Source organism: Cryobacterium lactosi (genome assembly GCF_004403945.1).
In the GTDB taxonomy this organism is placed as follows: domain Bacteria; phylum Actinomycetota; class Actinomycetes; order Actinomycetales; family Microbacteriaceae; genus Cryobacterium; species Cryobacterium lactosi.
Map to the genome: position 1 here is coordinate 62,552 of NZ_SOHM01000018.1, position 16,106 is coordinate 78,657.

Annotated in this window: 14 protein-coding genes; 5 read left to right on the forward strand and 9 right to left on the reverse strand. The window is 69.0% G+C overall.

Features of this window, described 5'->3' with window-relative positions:
• Nucleotides 1-6: 6 nt before the first annotated feature.
• Nucleotides 7-666 carry a Maf family protein gene (locus E3T61_RS09305; RefSeq protein ID WP_134640579.1) on the forward strand — a complete coding sequence of 220 codons (660 nt, stop codon included), beginning with the start codon at nucleotides 7-9 and terminating at the stop codon, nucleotides 664-666.
• 102 nt (nucleotides 667-768) lie between these two features.
• Complete coding sequence (locus E3T61_RS09310) at nucleotides 769-2,532, forward strand: acetyl/propionyl/methylcrotonyl-CoA carboxylase subunit alpha (RefSeq protein WP_134640580.1); 1,764 nt, start codon at nucleotides 769-771, stop codon at nucleotides 2,530-2,532.
• A 34-nt stretch (nucleotides 2,533-2,566) separates the two neighbouring features.
• Here the strand turns inward: E3T61_RS09310 and E3T61_RS09315 are convergent, their stop codons facing one another.
• The gene (locus E3T61_RS09315; RefSeq protein ID WP_134640581.1) at nucleotides 2,567-4,006 is read right to left on the reverse strand and encodes an NAD(P)H-quinone dehydrogenase; all 1,440 of its coding nucleotides are present in this window, start codon (nucleotides 4,004-4,006) and stop codon (nucleotides 2,567-2,569) included.
• A gap of 70 nt (nucleotides 4,007-4,076) precedes the next feature.
• Here E3T61_RS09315 and E3T61_RS09320 point away from each other — a divergent pair, with 70 nt between their 5' ends.
• The gene (locus E3T61_RS09320; protein ID WP_134640582.1) at nucleotides 4,077-4,910 is read left to right on the forward strand and encodes a purine-nucleoside phosphorylase; all 834 of its coding nucleotides are present in this window, start codon (nucleotides 4,077-4,079) and stop codon (nucleotides 4,908-4,910) included.
• Nucleotides 4,911-5,146: 236 nt separating this feature from the next.
• Nucleotides 5,147-6,850 carry a phospho-sugar mutase gene (locus E3T61_RS09325; RefSeq protein WP_134640671.1) on the forward strand — a complete coding sequence of 568 codons (1,704 nt, stop codon included), beginning with the start codon at nucleotides 5,147-5,149 and terminating at the stop codon, nucleotides 6,848-6,850.
• A gap of 47 nt (nucleotides 6,851-6,897) precedes the next feature.
• Here E3T61_RS09325 and E3T61_RS09330 read toward each other — a convergent pair whose 3' ends face one another.
• From E3T61_RS09330 to E3T61_RS09340, 3 genes are read right to left on the reverse strand one after another with little or no spacing between them, the layout of a single operon-like run.
• Nucleotides 6,898-7,170, reverse strand: a complete 273-nt coding sequence (locus tag E3T61_RS09330; protein ID WP_134640583.1) for a PTS sugar transporter subunit IIB — start codon at nucleotides 7,168-7,170, stop codon at nucleotides 6,898-6,900.
• Nucleotides 7,167-7,649, reverse strand: a complete 483-nt coding sequence (locus E3T61_RS09335) for a PTS sugar transporter subunit IIA (protein ID WP_134640584.1) — start codon at nucleotides 7,647-7,649, stop codon at nucleotides 7,167-7,169. Before E3T61_RS09335 ends, E3T61_RS09330 begins: the two co-directional genes overlap by 4 nt.
• 30 nt (nucleotides 7,650-7,679) lie before the next feature.
• The gene (locus E3T61_RS09340; protein ID WP_134640585.1) at nucleotides 7,680-8,801 is read right to left on the reverse strand and encodes an adenosine deaminase; all 1,122 of its coding nucleotides are present in this window, start codon (nucleotides 8,799-8,801) and stop codon (nucleotides 7,680-7,682) included.
• A 185-nt stretch (nucleotides 8,802-8,986) separates the two neighbouring features.
• Here E3T61_RS09340 and E3T61_RS09345 point away from each other — a divergent pair, with 185 nt between their 5' ends.
• Nucleotides 8,987-9,889, forward strand: a complete 903-nt coding sequence (locus tag E3T61_RS09345; RefSeq protein ID WP_134640586.1) for a DUF559 domain-containing protein — start codon at nucleotides 8,987-8,989, stop codon at nucleotides 9,887-9,889.
• 246 nt (nucleotides 9,890-10,135) lie between these two features.
• Here the strand turns inward: E3T61_RS09345 and E3T61_RS09350 are convergent, their stop codons facing one another.
• From E3T61_RS09350 to E3T61_RS09370, 5 genes are read right to left on the reverse strand one after another with little or no spacing between them, the layout of a single operon-like run.
• Nucleotides 10,136-11,452 (reverse strand): thymidine phosphorylase, encoded by a 1,317-nt coding sequence (locus E3T61_RS09350; protein ID WP_134640587.1) that lies wholly within the window; start codon nucleotides 11,450-11,452, stop codon nucleotides 10,136-10,138.
• Nucleotides 11,449-11,838 carry a cytidine deaminase gene (locus E3T61_RS09355; RefSeq protein ID WP_240694553.1) on the reverse strand — a complete coding sequence of 130 codons (390 nt, stop codon included), beginning with the start codon at nucleotides 11,836-11,838 and terminating at the stop codon, nucleotides 11,449-11,451. The genes E3T61_RS09350 and E3T61_RS09355 overlap by 4 nt, the downstream gene beginning before the upstream one ends.
• A gap of 59 nt (nucleotides 11,839-11,897) precedes the next feature.
• Nucleotides 11,898-13,196, reverse strand: coding sequence for an ABC transporter permease (locus E3T61_RS09360; RefSeq protein ID WP_134640588.1), 1,299 nt, complete (start codon nucleotides 13,194-13,196; stop codon nucleotides 11,898-11,900).
• Nucleotides 13,193-14,455, reverse strand: coding sequence for an ABC transporter permease (locus tag E3T61_RS09365; RefSeq protein WP_134640589.1), 1,263 nt, complete (start codon nucleotides 14,453-14,455; stop codon nucleotides 13,193-13,195). Before E3T61_RS09365 ends, E3T61_RS09360 begins: the two co-directional genes overlap by 4 nt.
• Entirely contained in the window at nucleotides 14,452-15,969 is a 1,518-nt protein-coding gene (locus tag E3T61_RS09370) for an ABC transporter ATP-binding protein (RefSeq protein WP_134640590.1), read from the reverse strand. Before E3T61_RS09370 ends, E3T61_RS09365 begins: the two co-directional genes overlap by 4 nt.
• Between the last annotated feature and the right edge of the window lie 137 nt (nucleotides 15,970-16,106).

Sequence of the window (16,106 nt, forward strand, 5' to 3'; positions counted from 1 at the left end):
GGTTTCATGCGCCTGTATCTCGCCTCCACGTCCCCGGCCCGACTGTCGCTACTGCGCGCGGCGGGCATCGAACCGGTGACGATCTCTCCGGACGTCGACGAGGATGCGGTCGCCGCGGCCGAGGCGGCCCGCACCGGCGCCGCCCTCACGCCGCACCACGTGGTGGAGCTGCTGGCCAGGGCGAAGGCCGAGGCCGTGGCCGCCGACGGCGCCGCGCACGGCATAGACGGCTTGGTTCTCGGCGGGGACTCGGTATTCGTGCTCGACGGAGTGATCTACGGCAAGCCGCACACCGTCGACAGGGCCAGGGAGCGTTGGCACCGACAGCGCGGACGCACCGGGCAGCTGTATTCCGGCCACTGGCTGATCGACCACACCGCCGAACAGCCGGGCCGGGGCGTCGGCGCGGTGGCCGTGGCCGACGTGACGTTCGCCGACGACATCCCCGATGCGGAGCTCGACGCCTACATCCAGACGGGCGAACCGCTCTTCGTCGCCGGCGCGTTCACCATCGACAGCCTCGGCGCGCCGTACATCAGCCGCATTGAGGGCGACCCGTCCACCGTGGTGGGGTTGTCGTTGCCCACGCTGCGCCGATTGGTGCTCCAGCTGGGCTATGACTGGCCAACTCTGTGGAATATGGGCACTTCGGCCCTACCGAACTGACCGTTGTAGCGGGGCCTTTGTAGGCCGACGCAGTGTTCTCCAATCGGTTTTTGTGGGAAAGAACCAAAATTGCGGGGGTTCTGACCAATAGGCTCAGTACCTATGTCGCGTATAACGAAGGTCCTCATCGCTAACCGGGGCGAGATCGCCGTCAGAGTGATCAGAGCAGCGAAGGACAGCGGCATCCTCTCGGTCGCCGTGTACGCCGACCAGGACCGGGACGCCCTGCACTCCCGCCTCGCCGACGAGGCCTACGGGCTCGACGGCACAACGAGCGCCGAAACCTACCTGGTCATCGAGAAGATCCTCTCCATCGCCCGCCGCTCCGGCGCCGACGCCGTGCACCCCGGCTACGGCTTCCTCGCCGAGAACGCCGCCTTCGCCCGCGCCGTGATCGACGCCGGCCTGATCTGGATCGGGCCGTCCCCCGAGGCCATCGAACAGCTCGGCGACAAGGTGTCGGCCAGGCACATCGCCGAGAAGGTGCACGCACCGATGGCGCCCGGCACCCTGAACCCCGTCGCGGACGCATCCGAGGTGCTCGACTTCGTCGACCAGCACGGCCTGCCCGTCGCCATCAAGGCGGCCTTCGGCGGCGGCGGCCGCGGCCTCAAGGTCGCCCGCACCCGCGAAGAAGTGCCGGAGCTGTTCGACTCCGCGGTGCGCGAAGCCGTCACGGCGTTCGGCCGCGGCGAGTGCTTCGTGGAGAAGTACCTGGACAAGCCCCGCCACGTTGAAACCCAGTGCCTGGCGGATGCGCACGGCAACGTCGTCGTGGTCTCCACCCGCGACTGCTCCCTGCAGCGCCGCCACCAGAAGCTCGTCGAAGAGGCACCGGCGCCGTTCCTCACCGAGGCGCAGACGACCGAGATGTACCGGGCGTCCAAGGCCATCCTCAAGGAGGTCGGCTACGTCGGCGCCGGCACCTGCGAGTTCCTGATCGGCCAGGACGGCACGGTCTCCTTCCTCGAGGTGAACACCCGCCTGCAGGTGGAGCACCCGGTGTCGGAGGAAGTCACCGGCATCGACCTGGTGCGCGAACAGTTCCGGCTCGCCGAGGGCGGCGTGCTCGACTACGACGACCCCATCGCGGTGGGCCACTCCTTCGAGTTCCGCATCAACGGTGAAGACGCCGGCCGCGGCTTCATGCCCGCTCCCGGCCCCGTGCACGTGTTCAAGGCCGCCGGCGGCCCCGGCGTGCGCGTCGACAGCGGCGTGCAGTCCGGCGACGAGATCTCCGGCTCGTTCGACTCGCTGCTGGCCAAGCTCATCGTCACCGGCGCCACCCGCGAGCAGGCCCTGGAGCGCGCCCGGCGCGCCCTGGACGAGTTCGAGGTGGCCGGCCTGCCCACCGTGCTGCCGTTCCACCGCATGATCGTGCGCGACCCGGCCTTCGCCCCGGCCGACGGCGCCCCGTTCTCGATCTACACCCGCTGGATCGAAACCGAGTTCGAGAACACCATCGACCCCTGGAGCGGCACCGTCGAGGACCGTCCCCGCTCCGACGCCAGGCACAGCGTGGTCGTCGAGGTGGACGGCCGCCGCATCGAGGTGAGCCTGCCCAGCAAACTGCTGCCGGGTACCGCGTCGGAGAAGACCGCCGGGCCCGCACCGCGCCGCCGCACGGCCGCGCACTCGGTCAACACCGCCACCGGGGATGCCGTCAAGGCGCCCATGCAGGCCACGATCGTGAAGATCCTCGTCGCCGAGGGCGACACCGTCGTCAAGGGCGACCTGCTGCTGGTGCTGGAGGCCATGAAGATGGAACAGCCCCTCACCGCGCACAAGGACGGCGTCATCGGCGCCATCGGCGCGAACGTCGGCTCGACGGTCTCCTCCGGCCACCTGCTCATGACGGTCGGCTAACCGGCCCGAGCGCGCCCCGCGGGTCAGCCTCTGGTCAGTAGTGCACCTTGTGCATGGCACGTGCGGCATCCGTGATGGAGCCGGTCAGCGACGGGTAGACGGTGAACGCCTCGGCGACCTCGTCGACCGTGAGGCCGTGCTCCACGGCGAGGGTGAGCGGGAAGATCAGCTCGCTGGCCTTGGGGCCCACGATCACGCCGCCGATGACGGTGCCGGTGCCGCGGGAGGCGATCAGCTTGACGAAACCGTCGGTGATGCCCATCATCTTGGCGCGCGGGTTGCCCTCGAGCGGGATCTTGTAGACCTCGCCGCGGCGCAGGCCCTCCTCGATCTCCTTCTGCGCCCAGCCCACTGTGGCGATCTCGGGCTGGGTGAAGATGTTCGCGGCCACGTTGCGCACCTCGATCGGCTTCACGGCGTCGCCCATCGCGTGGTAGACCGCGGTGCGGCCCATCATCGACGCGACGGAGGCCAGTGGCATCTCGGTGGTGCAGTCGCCGGCGGCGTAGATGTTCGGGATCGAGGTGCGCGCGACCCGGTTGACCCGGATGTGGCCGGACTCGTCCAGCTGCACCCCGGCCTCGGCCAGGCCGAGGCCCGTGGTGTTGGGTACGGCGCCGACGGCGATCAGGCAGTGGCTGCCCTCTACCGTGCGGCCGTCGGCGAGCGTGACGAGCACACCGGTCTCGGTGCGTTCGGCCGAGGCGGCCCTGGACTTGCTGAGCACCACCATGCCGTTACGGGTGAACACGTTCTCGATGACAGCGGCGGCGTCGGCATCCTCGCCGGGCAGCACCTGGTCGCGGCTGGAGATCAGGGTGACCTCGGCGCCCAGGGCCCGGTAGGCGGAGGCGAACTCCGCCCCGGTGACGCCGGAGCCGACGACGATGAGGTGCTTGGGCACCGACTTGAGGTTGTACAGCTGGGTCCAGGTGAGGATGCGTTCCCCATCGGGCATCATGCTGGGCAGGGTGCGCGGGCTGCCACCGACCGACAGCACAATGGTGTCGGCCTCGATCCGGTCGAAGTCGGTGCCGGAGCCGTCGTCGCCGGTGGAAACGATCACGGCGTCCCGGCCGTCGAGCCGGCCGTGGCCGCTCAGCAGCTTCACGCCGGCCTTCAGGAGCGTCGCGCGCATGTCTTCGGACTGTTCCCTGGCCAGGGCCAGCAGCCGCTTGTTCACGGCGGCGAGGTTGATCGCGACCTCGGGGTGCAGCGGCTTGCCGTTCTCGCCGCGCACGAAGAACTGCACGCCGAGGTCGTTGGCTTCCCGGATCGAGTTCGACGCTTCCGCCGTGGCGATGAGGGATTTCGACGGCACGACGTCGGTGAGCACTGCGGCTCCGCCGACCCCGACGCGTTCGATGAGGGTGACCTCGGCGCCCTGCTGCGCGCCGGCCAGGGCCGCTTCATAACCGCCGGGGCCGCCGCCGATGACCGCGATGCGCTGTTTTCTCTCGAACTCGTAAGACATTCACTTATTCTGTCGCGCCGTGCGCGCCGGGCCAAACCATGGCCGACGCCCGTGCAATTAGAGTAGGGAGATGCTCACGACCGAGATCAATCCTCTTGACGCGCCCGAAACCGACCCGTTTGACGTGGCCAGGCTCGCCGCTTCGGAAATCAGCGCCGCCACCGGCGTCGCACACCACGACATCGCCCTCACCCTCGGAAGCGGTTGGGGCAAGGCCGCCGACCTGATCGGCGAGACCACGCACACGATCCCCGCCCAGGAGATCACCGGGTTCAGTGCTCCCGCCCTGGCCGGCCACGCCGGTACGCTGCGCTCGGTGCTGCTGCCCGGCGGCAAGCGCGCCCTGGTCATCGGCGCCCGCACGCACTACTACGAGGGTCACGGCGTGCGCCGGGTCGTGCACAGCGTGCGCACCGCCGCCGCCACCGGAGCCAAGACGATGATCCTCACCAACGGGGCCGGCGGCATCCGTGAGACCTGGACGCCCGGCACCCCGGTGCTGATCAGCGACCACATCAACCTCACCGCGGACTCCCCGCTCGAGGGCGCCACCTTCATCGACCTCACCGACCTGTACTCGCAGCGGTTGCGCGACCTGGCCCGTGGCATCGACGCCACCCTGGACGAGGGCGTCTACTGCCAGTTCCGCGGCCCGCACTACGAAACGCCCGCTGAGGTGCAGATGGCCAAGGCCATCGGCGGCCACATCGTGGGCATGTCCACCGCCCTGGAGGCCATCGCGGCCCGGCAGGCCGGCATGGAGATCCTCGGCATGTCGCTGATCACCAACCTGGCCGCCGGCATCCAGAAGTCGCCGCTGAGCCACGGCGAAGTTCTCGAAGCCGGCCAGCAGGCCGAGGCCGCCATCAGCGCCCTCCTCGCCAAGATCGTGGCCGCACTGTGAGCCTGACCGACGGCCCGGCCGACCTGACCCCGACCGGCGAAACCCGCCGCCGCGGCGCACACGCCGCCGACCCGTCCGAGCCCGCCGCTTCCCAGCCCGCCGCCGCGCCCGCCGTGCCCGACGCCGCCCCGGCCGACGAGCGCGAGCCCAAGACCGCCGTACTCGACACCGTCGCGGGGTCCGACGAGATCCCGGCCGAGACCGCGGTACTGGACACCGTCGTCGAGGACGCCCCTATCGACCCGGTCAACGCCCTGATCGTGACCGCCACCGCCTGGCTCGCCCAGGACCCAGACCCGGAGACCCGCGCCGAGCTGCGCCTGCTCCTGCAGCAGGCCCAGGACCGTGAACCGGCCGCCGTCGCCGACCTGCACTCCAGGTTCGACGAGCGACTCGCGTTCGGCACCGCCGGGCTGCGTGGCGAAATCGCGGCAGGCTCCAACCGGATGAACCGGGTCCTCGTGTCCCAGGCCGCCGCAGGCCTGGCCGCCTTCCTGCTCAAGCAGGTCGAGACGGTCCGCCCCGGCGGCATCCCGTCGGTGGTCATCGGCTTCGACGGCCGTCGCAACTCGCACGTCTTCGCCACCGACACCGCGTCGGTCATGGCCGGCGCCGGCGTCCGCGCCATCCTGCTGCCCCGGCTGCTGCCCACCCCGGTGCTGGCCTTCGCGGTGCGGCACCTCGGCGCCAGTGCCGGTGTCATGGTCACCGCCTCGCACAACCCGCCCAACGACAACGGCTACAAGGTCTACCTCGGCGACGCCAACGACGGCTCGCAGATCGTCTCGCCGGACGACGTGGCCATCGCCACCGAGATCCAGCGGGTGGCCGACACCCTGCTGGTCTCCGACCTGCCCCGCGCCGCCTACGAGACCGCGCCGGAGTCGGTCGTGCAGGCCTATGTGGACGCGACCGCCGGCATCGCCACTCGCCCGCGCGCCCAGGTCAACGCCGTCTACACGGCGCTGCACGGCGTGGGCTGGGACACCACCCGCCGGGTGCTCGACGCCGCCGGGTTCGCCCTGCCGACCCTCGTCGACGCGCAGATCGCCCCCGACTCCGCGTTCCCCACCGTCGCCTTCCCCAACCCCGAGGAACCCGGCGCGATGGACCTGGCCTTCGAGACCGCCCGCGAGGTGGGCGCAGAGCTCATCATCGCCAACGACCCGGATGCCGACCGGCTCGCCATCGCCATCCCGGACGCCGACGCGCCGGAGGGCTACCGGCGCCTGAGCGGCAACGAGGTCGGCGCGATCCTGGGTTGGCGTGCGGCTGAACTCGCCCAGAACGCCCCCGGCGATGGCGGTCCCGACGGCACCCTGGCCTGCTCGATCGTGTCGACGCCGGCGCTCAAGGCCGTCGCCGACGCGTACGGCCTGAACTTCGCCGACACCCTCACCGGATTCAAGTGGGTCTCCCGCGCTCCCGGCCTGCTCTTCGGTTTCGAAGAGGCCCTGGGCTACCTCGTCAACCCGGGCACCGTGCGCGACAAGGACGGCATCTCCGCCGCCGTTGCCCTGCTGTCGCTGGTGAGCGACCTCAAGGCCGACGGGTCGACGCTGGCAGAGCACCTCGATGCGTTCGCCGAGAAGTTCGGCTACTTCGCCTCAGGCCAGATCTCGGTGCGGGTGACCGACCTGTCCGAAATCGACCGGGTCATGGCCCGGCTGCGCCAGAGCCCGCCGGCGATGGTCGGCGGCAGCACCGTCGACCACATCGACGACCTCAGCGCCGGCTTCAACGGCCTGCCGGCCAGCGACGTGCTGCGCATCGTGCTCGCCGACGGGTCCCGGGTGATGGTGCGGCCCAGCGGCACGGAGCCCAAGCTCAAGGTGTACCTGGACACCAGCTGCGCCGTCGGCACGCTCGCCGAGCGCACCGAGACGGCCAGTACGGCCCTCGCCGACCTCGAGCGGGGCATGCGAGCGCTGATCGGCTAGTCCGGGTGGGGCGGATGCTGCCGGTGGCGGCATCCGCCCTGCGCTGGTTAACCCAGCGCGGTTTCGAGTTTGGCGGTGAGTTCGTCGAGGTCGAAGAAGTTGTCGATGATGATGACGTCGGCGTTGGTCTTGCCGATCGACGGCACCAGCTCGCTCGACGTGAGGATGACCTGCGCGTCGGCGGCGGCGAGCTTCACACTGGCGATGTCGGCGGCGGTGACATCGGCTTCGATGTCGAGGCGTTCGAGGGCACGTTCGGCGTTGACCTTGAGGATGGCGGACGTCCCGATACCCACTCCGCACAGTGCGACGATCTTCATGATGATTCCTCCGTGCTGGCGTCTTCGCCGTTTGGTGCCGTGATGCCCAGAAGTGAGCGTACGGATGCTGCGTCGGGCGCCGCTGCCAGCGCCGGGATGATGCTCGCGTCGTTGAACACGTTGGCCAGCTCGGCGACGAAGTGCACGTGCTCGTCGCCCGTCGTCACCGCCAGGCCCAGGATCACGTTGACGGGATCGTTGTGCGGGTGCCCGAAGGCCACCGGTTCGGCGAGGGTGACCACGCTCAGGCCCTCGGTGAGCACATCGGGGCCGGGCCGGGCGTGCGCCAGGGCCAGCCCGGGCGCGATCACCACATAGGCGCCGAATTCCTCGATCACACCCACCATGCGTTCGGTGTAACCGGGGCCGGTGGAACCGGACCTCTCCAGCGCGGCGCCGGCGGCGCCGACGGCGGCCCGCCAATCGGGAACATGCAGGCCGACGTCGATCGCGTCGAGGGGAAGTGGGGGGAGGGACATGGCAGCTTTCTGGCGTGGGCTTTCGGCGGGTCAGGCGTTGGAGAAACCGGCGACGATGGCGTCGGCGAGCTCTTCGCGCTCCTCCAGCGGCAGGAAGGCCGCGGAGGCCGCGTTGAGCTGCAGGGCTTCGAGGTCGTCGAGGTCGTAGCCGAAGGCATCCGTGAGCAGGGCCAGCTCACGGCTGAGGCTGGTGGCGCTCATCAGCCGGTTGTCGGTGTTGACGGTGACCCTGAAGCCGAGCTGGTAGAGCAGGTCGAACGGGTGGTCGAGGATGTCGTCGCCCCACGCGGCGATGGCGCCGGTCTGCAGGTTCGACGAGGGGCTGAGTTCCAGCGGGATCTCCCGGTCGCGCACCCACTGGGCCAGCGGGCCGAGGGTGACGTAGGTGTTCTCCTGATCCTCCCGGCCGATTTCGATGTCTTCGGCCAGGCGCACCCCGTGGCCCAGGCGCAGCGCGCGGCCGTCGAACAGGGCGCCGCGGATGCTGTCCAGCCCGTCGGCCTCGCCGGCGTGCACGGTGACCGGGAAGAGGTTCCGGGCCAGGTAGTCGAATGCGGCGGTGTGGTTGCCGGCGGGGAAGCCCTCTTCGGCGCCGGCGATGTCGAAACCGACCACGCCGAGGTCGCGGTGCCGCACGGCGAGTTCGGCGACCTCGAGCGAGCGGTCGGCGTGCCGCATCGCGGTGATCAGCTGGCCGATCTTGATGCTGATGCCGGCCTGGGCGACCCGGTCGATGCCGGCAGTGATGCCCTCCTGCACGGCGTCGACGGCCTGGTCGAGGCTGAGGCCGCCGGACAGGTGCTGCTCGGGCGCCCAGCGCACCTCACCGTAGATGACGCCGTCCAAGGCGAGGTCTTCAACGAACTCCCTGGCCACCCGGGCGAGGGCGTCGTGGGTCTGCATGACGGCCACGGTGATGTCGAAGGTCTTGATGTAGTCGACGAGCGAGCCGGAGGTGGCCTGGCTGACGAACCAGTCGGCGAGTCCGGCCTCGGTGGTCGCGGGCAGTTCGAGCCCGATCTCCGCGGCCAGCTCGAGAACCGTGGCCGGCCGCAGCCCGCCGTCGAGGTGATCGTGCAGAGAGACTTTGGGCAGAGCGTTGATGCTGACGCCACTGCCGGGCAACAGGTATTCCTCGGAGCTGGTATTCACTCCTCCAATCTATCGCTCCGCCGCTGTGCGCGTCCCGACACCGCCACATCCGCCCCCGCGGCGAGAAGGCACTTGAGGCCAGTCTCTGCGCCGCGGACCAGCCTCAACTGCCTTCTCGGGCCGCTTGGAAGCGGCGCCGGTGGATAACTCTGACGCGGGCCAAGGGAATCTGGCACGGTGCTGGCATGTCTCGTCGATCGGAGCTCCCGCGCGTCCTCCCTCTGGACGGTTTCACGCTGGCGGAGGCCCGCGCGGCGGGCGTCAACCGGAATCGAACCAGAGCATTGGACCTGGAGACCCCATTCCGTGGTGTGCGGGCCGCCGCCGGCAGCCGGGCAGAACCGGCTGGGCTGATCCGTGCGTATGCAGCACGGATGCCCGCCGGGCACTTCTTCAGCCATGCGACGGCGGCGCGTCTGCTCGGGTTTCCGCTGCCGCCGCGGCTGGAGAACGACCCCCGGCTCCATGTGAGCGTGCTGGTCCCCGAACGCGCGCTGCGGATGAGGGGCGTTGTCGGGCATACAGTGCATCGGCGCCCCGGCCTGTGGATCGTCAACGGACTCACGACGACCGACCCGGTGACCACGTGGTGCGATCTGGCCCTCAGCCTCGGCCTGGACGACCTCATTTCTGTGGGTGATTTCCTCCTGGGAAAACTCGTTCCGCCCGCCACCAGGTCTGATCTCGCAGCAGCTGTCGCGAACCGCGCCGGCCGGCGAGGCGTGCAGCGGCTGCGCGAGGCACTCGAGCTGGTGCGGCCGCGAGTGGAGTCGCGACGGGAGACCTATCTGCGTTTGATGGTGGTTCGAGCTGGCTTCCCCGAACCCGACACGAATGTCCCGCTGCCTCTGCGACCGGGACGCAAAGGTGCCCGAGGAGACCTCGTCTACCTGAAGTACAAGGTCCTGGTCGAGTACGACGGCGAGCAGCATCGCACTGACGACACTCAATATGCCAGGGACGTGGAACGTCTCGACGACCTCGCCGCCGACGGATGGCGAGTCATCCGGGCCACGAAGGCGACGCACCCAGCAGAGGTACTGGCCCGCCTGGACGAGGCCCTGCGCGCCAGAGGCTGGCGCCCGTAGCCCCACACGAAGAACGCCACCGCGAGAGGGCAGTTGCGGCTAGTTCTTGGCGCCGACACCGGCCCCAATTGTCCTCTCGCGAAATGAGCCTGGCGCGAGAGGGCAGTTGAGGGCAGTTCCTGGCGCGCACACTGGCCCCAACTGGCCTCTCGCGAAATGGTGATGGCGCGAAAGGGCAGTTGGGGGCAGTCGCGGAGCTGAGCACTAGCCCCAAGTGACTTCTCGCGGGGGGGGGGCAGGGTGGGGTTAGTTGCCGATCCGCTCGGCGATCAGGGGGCCGCCGTCGAGGATCGGGTCACCAGGGGCGCCGATGCGCCAGGCTCCCTCGACGGCCTCGAGGGCCCGGGCGAAGCGCTCGGGCTCGTCGGCGCTGAGGGTGAACAGCGGCTCGCCCTTCCGCACGGTGTCGCCGGGCTTGGCGTGCAGGTCGATGCCCGCGGCGTGCTGCACCGGGTCCTGCTTGCGGGCCCGTCCGGCGCCGAGGCGCCAGGCGCCGATGCCGAACGGCAGCGCCTGCTGTTCGACGAGGACGCCGTCGCGGTCGGCGACCACGGTGTGGGTTTCCTTGGCCACGGGCATCGCGGCGGTCGGGTCGCCGCCCTGGGCGCGGATGACGGCGTTCCACTTGTCCATCGCCCGGCCGTCCTTGAGGGCCGCCTCCACGTCGACGTCGACGATGCCGGCCAGGTTGAGCATCTCCCGGGCCAGCGCCACGGTGAGCTCCACCACGTCGGCGGGGCCGCCGCCGGCGAGAACCTCGAGCGACTCGCGCACCTCGTTGGCGTTACCGATGGCCAGTCCGAGCGGCACGTTCATGTTGGTCAGCAGAGCGGATGTCGCCACCCCGGCGTCCTCGCCGAGCGCGACCATGGTGCGGGCCAGCTCGCGGGAGCGCTCGATGTCCTTCAGGAACGCGCCGGAGCCGAACTTGACGTCGAGCACCAGGGCGCTGGTGCCCTCGGCGATCTTCTTGGACATGATCGAGGAGGCGATCAGCGGGATCGCCTCGACCGTGCCGGTGATGTCGCGCAGGGCGTAGAGCTTGCCGTCGGCCGGGGCCAGGCCGCTGCCGGCGGCGCAGATGACTCCGCCGACATCCTGCAGCTGCTGGAACATCTCATCGTTGCTGAGGTTGGCGCGCCAGCCCGGGATGGACTCGAGCTTGTCCAGGGTGCCGCCGGTGTGGCCGAGGCCGCGGCCGGAGAGCTGCGGCACCGCGGCGCCGAAGACCGCCACGAGGGGCATCAGCGGCAGCGTGATCTTATCGCCGACTCCGCCGGTGGAGTGCTTGTCGGTGGTGGGCTTGTCCAGCCTGTCGAAGCTCATCCGCTCGCCGGAGTTGATCATGGCCATGGTCATGTCGCGGATCTCCCGGCGGGACATGCCGTTGAGGAAGATCGCCATGGTCATCGCGGCCATCTGCTCGTCGCCGACGTAACCGCGGGTGTACGCGTCGATCAGCCAGTCGATCTGCGGTGTGGACAGCTCGCCCTTGTCACGCTTGGCGTGGATCAGGTCGACGGCGTCGAAGGCCTCGATGGTGCGGGCGGGGGTGGAGCTCATGAGTTGTCTTCCCTGTAGGCGGCGAGTTGGCGGGGCCCGAAGGCGTCCGGCAGGACCTCGTCGATGGTGCGCACGCCGGAGACGGTCTCCAACAGCATGCCTGGTGCCGAGTGTTCGTAGAGCAGTTGGCGGCAGCGCCCGCACGGCATCAGCGTGTTGCCGTTGCCGTCGACGCAGGAGAACGCGACGAGCTGGCCGCCGCCGGTGAGGTGCAGCACCGACACCAGGGCGCATTCGGCGCACAGGGTGAGGCCGTAGGAGGCGTTCTCCACGTTGCAACCGCTGATCACCCGGCCGTCGGTGACGAGGGCGGCCGCACCGACGGGGAACTTCGAGTACGGCACGTAGGCGTGCGTCATCGCCTCGGCGGCCGCGGTGCGCAGCATGCCCCAGTCGATCTCGCCGGATGTCGGGGTCACGTCGTGGCTGGTCACTGTGGTCTCCGTCACGATTTTATGTATGGTTTGCCGGATGCCGCCGGGCCCCTGGACTGGCCCACCAGGCCGGCCACGGCGAAGATGGTGACCAGGTAGGGCAGCATCAGCATGAACTCGCTGGGCACAGGCGACCCGATGATGCTCAGCACGTTCTGCAGGTTGCTGGCGAAGCCGAACAGCAACGCCGCGAGGGTGGCCCTGATCGGGTCCCACCGGCCGAAGATCACCGCCGCCAGGGCGATGAAGCCGGCGCCGGCCGTCATCTCCTTACCGAAGGCACCCACCGACCCCAGCGTGAAGTACGCGCCACCGAGACCGGCGACGGCACCCGCGAGGGACACGTTCCAGAACCGGGTGCCGGTGACGTTGATGCCCACGGTATCGGCGGCCTGCGGGTGCTCGCCCACGGCGCGGAGGCGGAGGCCCCACTTGGTGTGGAAGATGCCGTAGTACACCGCGGCGACGGCGATGTACATGATGTAGACGATCAGGGTCTGCCTGAAGAAGACCGGGCCGATGATCGGGATCTCGCTCAGCAGCGGGATGTTGATGCGCTCGAACTTGGGCGGCTGGTTGAGCGTGGCCGCGTTCGGAGCGAGCACCTCGGAGAACAGGAACCCGGTGAGGCCGGTGACGAGCACGTTCAGCACCACACCGACGATGACCTGGTCGACGAAGTACTTGATCGAGAACGCCGCGAGCACGAAGGAGACGAGCACACCCGCCACCATCGCGGCGAGCAGGCCGAGCAGCGGCTGCTGGGTCACGGAGGCCACGATCGCGGAGGTGAACGCGCCGGCCAGCAGCTGGCCCTCGATCGCCACGTTGACCACGCCGACGCGCTCGGAGATGACGCCACCGAGGGCACCGAAGATCAGCGGCACGGCCAGGCTCAGCGAGCCGAAGAGCAGCCCGGGCACCGGGATGCGTTCGTCGGCGGATGCCCAGGTGAGGAAGCCGATCAGCAGCAGCACCGCGAACACCGAGATCAGCCAGAGCGGCACCTTGCGGTGGGTCTGCACCATCCAGGCACTCAGGGCGGTGATGCCGGCGAGCAGGATGCTGATGACGATGCCGGTCGGCAGGGTCGGCAGCAGCACATCGGGCAGCTGGATCAGGTCGCTGGAGGTGGAGAGCACCATGGTGCTGGTTCCGGTGCGGCCGAAGACCACCATCAGCAGGAAACCGAGCACCGTGAAGACGCCGAGGATGATCGGGACCTTCCAGCTCTTGATCACCGTGGTTGCCGGGCCCTCCTCGGGGCCGGTGGGCTGGGTGGGCTGGTTCACTGGCGCGATGGTGCTCATTTCGCCGCCACCTCCTGGGTCACGTTGGGGAGCGGTCTGCGGCGGGGAGCCCCGGGGGCGGGGAGCCTGAAGATCGCACGCACCAGCGGCGGCGCGGCGATGAAGAGCACGATGAGCGACTGCACCACGAGCACGATGTCGATGGGCACGCCCTCGGCGGCCTGCATCGAGAAGCTGCCGGCCTTGAATGCACCGAACAGGATGCCCGCCGCGAACACGCCCCACGGCTTGGACCGGCCGAGCAGCGCCACGGTGATGGCGTCGAAGCCGATCCCCGAGTCGATGCCGGCACCGAAACCGCTGGTGGTGGTGCCGAGCACCTGGTTGATGCCTGCCAGGCCGACGAGCCCGCCAGAGAACAGCATCGCGTAGACGTACATGCGCTGCACGCTGATGCCGGCGACCTTGGCCGCGTTCGGGTTCTCACCGACGGCGCGGAACTTGAAGCCCAGGTTGGAGCGGCTGAGCAGCCACCAGGTGAACACCGTGGCGGCGATCACCAGGATGAAGCCGAAGTGCAGGTTGTAGTTCGGGCCGAGCAGGTCGAAGAAGACCGCGGTCTCTTTCGTGGCCGGGCTCTTCGGGTTGTTGGAGCCGGGGGTCCTGAGGAATCCGTCGCGCAACAGGAAGCTGACCAGGTAGAACGCCACATAGTTGAGCATGATCGTGGTGATCACCTCGTGCGCGCCGGTGCGGGCCTTGAGCAGGCCGACCAGTCCGCCCCAGAGAGCACCGCCGAGCACGCCCGCGACCAGCGCGGCGATCATGTGGATGCCGGCCGGCAGCTCAAGCGCGAAGGCGACCCAGCCGCCGAGGGTGGCGGCGATGAGCATCTGGCCGCGGCCGCCGATGTTGAACAGGCCCACCCGGAAGCCGAGTGCGACACCCAGGCCGGCCGCGATCAGCGGGGTGGCGTAGGTGAGGGTCTCGGTCAAGGGCTTGATGCCGTCGGCAAAGCTCGGCCGGCGGAAGTTGTACACCGAGCCCTGGAACAGGGCCGAGTACGCTCCGGACACCGCGTCCCAGACGGCGAAGAGCATATCGCCCGGCCTGGAGAAGAAGTAGCCGGCGCTCTCTTGTACGTTCGGGTTGGTCAACGCGATCATCACGGCGCCGACGAGCAGGGCGAGCACAACGGCGAGCACGGAGATGATCGCGTTCCCGGTGGTGATCTCGCGGAAGATGCCGTGCCAGCGCGACGGTTCGTCGGGCTCGGTGACCTTGGTCGGGGTCACGGCGGGCTGCTGAGAGGCGCTCATGCTGCGGCTCCTTCTGCGGGGGTTTCGCCCGCCATCATGAGACCCAGAACGGATCGGGGGGTGTCGCCGGGGACGATGCCGACAATGCGGCCGCGGTACATCACCATGATCCGGTCGGCGAGGGCGGCGACCTCGTCGAGTTCGGTGGAGATCACGATGACCGGAGTGCCGGCATCCCGGGTCGCCACGATGCGTTCGTGCACGAATTCGATCGAGCCGACGTCGAGGCCGCGGGTGGGCTGGGCGGCGATGAACAGGCGCAGGTCGCGGCTGAGCTCACGGGCCAGAACCACCTTCTGCTGGTTGCCGCCGGAGAGCCGGCCGACCGGGGTCTCGATGCCCTGGGACCGTACGTCGAATTCCTTCACCTTGTCCCGGGCGAAATCGGCCAGGAATGCCAGCTGCAGGTTGAACCGCTTGACGAAGGGGAGCTTGTTGGAGCGGTCGAGCATCAGGTTCTCGGCGATGGTGAAACCGCCGACCAGGCCATCCCTGGTGCGGTCCTCCGGCACGAAGCCGACCCCGGCGTCGAGCACCTGACGCACCGAATGGCCGCGCAGGGACTTGCCGTCGAGGGTGATGTCGCCAACGACGCGGGGCTGCAGACCCATAAGGGCCTCGGTCAGTTCGGTCTGCCCGTTGCCCTGAACGCCGGCGATCGCGAGGATCTCGCCGACCTTGACGTCGAAACTGACATCGTTGACCAGTATCTGGCCCAGGGCGTCGATCACGGTGAGATTCGTGACGACCAGCGCGGGCGCGCCGGGGGCGGCGGGCGCCTTGTCCACGGTGAGGTCGACCGCGCGGCCCACCATCAGGGTGGCGAGTTCTTCGTTGCTCGCGGTCGGCGCCGCGTCACCGACGACCTTGCCCAACCGGATGACGGTGATCCGGTCGGCGACCGCTCGCACCTCGCGCAGTTTGTGGGTGATGAAGACGATGGACGTGCCCGCGGCCTTGAGCTGGCGCATGATGTTCATCAGCTCGTCGGTTTCCTGCGGGGTGAGCACGGCGGTGGGCTCGTCGAAGACGAGCACCTTCGCGTCGCGGGAGAGCGCCTTGATGATCTCCACCCGCTGCTGCACGCCGACGGGGAGGTTCTCGACGAGGGCGTCGGGATCGACGTCGAACCCGAACCGGTCGGAGATCTCGCGCACCCGGGCGCGGGCGGCCGCGAGGTCCAGGGAGCCGCCGACCCTGGTCTGTTCGTGGCCGAGCATCACGTTCTCCGCGACGGTGAAGACGGGGATCAGCATGAAGTGCTGGTGCACCATGCCGATACCGGCGTTCATCGCGTCGCCGGGTCCGGCGAAGTGTTGGGCGACGTCGTCCAGCAGGATCTCACCCTCTTCGGCCCGATAGAGGCCGTAGAGCACGTTCATCAACGTTGACTTACCGGCTCCGTTCTCGCCGAGCAGGGCGTGGATCTCACCCTCCTCGATGGTGAGGTTGATGTCGTCATTGGCAACCAGGGCACCGAATCTCTTCGTAATGCCGCGAAGTTCGAGCTTCATAGTCTTCGATTCTATTGAGATGCTGCCCGGCTGCGCGCCTGCCGGGAGTATGACGCACAACGAAATGGGGAGGCCAACGTGTCGTTGGCCTCCCCGTTGTGGTACTGCTGTGCGGTAGTGCTGGTTGCGCGTTAGTG

Coding starts and splice junctions, on each gene's coding strand:
- E3T61_RS09305 (WP_134640579.1), top strand. CDS start 7: ATGCGCCTGTATCTCGCCTCCACGTCCCCGGCCCGACTGTCGCTACTG.
- E3T61_RS09310 (WP_134640580.1), top strand. CDS start 769: ATGTCGCGTATAACGAAGGTCCTCATCGCTAACCGGGGCGAGATCGCC.
- E3T61_RS09315 (WP_134640581.1), bottom strand. CDS start 4,006: ATGTCTTACGAGTTCGAGAGAAAACAGCGCATCGCGGTCATCGGCGGC.
- E3T61_RS09320 (WP_134640582.1), top strand. CDS start 4,077: ATGCTCACGACCGAGATCAATCCTCTTGACGCGCCCGAAACCGACCCG.
- E3T61_RS09330 (WP_134640583.1), bottom strand. CDS start 7,170: ATGAAGATCGTCGCACTGTGCGGAGTGGGTATCGGGACGTCCGCCATC.
- E3T61_RS09335 (WP_134640584.1), bottom strand. CDS start 7,649: ATGTCCCTCCCCCCACTTCCCCTCGACGCGATCGACGTCGGCCTGCAT.
- E3T61_RS09345 (WP_134640586.1), top strand. CDS start 8,987: ATGTCTCGTCGATCGGAGCTCCCGCGCGTCCTCCCTCTGGACGGTTTC.
- E3T61_RS09350 (WP_134640587.1), bottom strand. CDS start 11,452: ATGAGCTCCACCCCCGCCCGCACCATCGAGGCCTTCGACGCCGTCGAC.
- E3T61_RS09355 (WP_240694553.1), bottom strand. CDS start 11,838: ATGCTGCGCACCGCGGCCGCCGAGGCGATGACGCACGCCTACGTGCCG.
- E3T61_RS09360 (WP_134640588.1), bottom strand. CDS start 13,196: ATGAGCACCATCGCGCCAGTGAACCAGCCCACCCAGCCCACCGGCCCC.
- E3T61_RS09365 (WP_134640589.1), bottom strand. CDS start 14,455: ATGAGCGCCTCTCAGCAGCCCGCCGTGACCCCGACCAAGGTCACCGAG.
- E3T61_RS09370 (WP_134640590.1), bottom strand. CDS start 15,969: ATGAAGCTCGAACTTCGCGGCATTACGAAGAGATTCGGTGCCCTGGTT.